Annotated in this window: 1 protein-coding gene; it reads right to left on the minus strand. The window is 60.9% G+C overall.

The window, feature by feature from the left end:
- Window positions 1-230: hypothetical protein (locus tag SB679_RS26555; protein WP_410705449.1), on the minus strand; the 230-nt coding region annotated here is incomplete at both ends.

Below are 230 nucleotides of genomic sequence, written 5' to 3' on the forward strand. Positions count from 1 at the left end.
CGATGCACCCGGCACCGAAATCCCGGGTAAAGGAGAAAGAGCCTACGACGGCGGCTCCGGTCAGTGTGAGTGAGAACGCTGAGTCGAGCAGGATCGTCACCGTTCCCGGCGTCGGAGTATTCGCCTCGAAACCGGAGGCAACAACCAGCAGTGCCATGAACGCGGCCACCACAAGGACCCCAAGTGCGGAGCTTTTCCACAACCACGGCCGTTGTAGGTCCGAAAGAAGG

Origin of the sequence: Chryseobacterium sp. SIMBA_029, assembly GCF_046535275.1 — a bacterium.
Classification (GTDB): Bacteria; Bacteroidota; Bacteroidia; order Flavobacteriales; family Weeksellaceae; genus Chryseobacterium.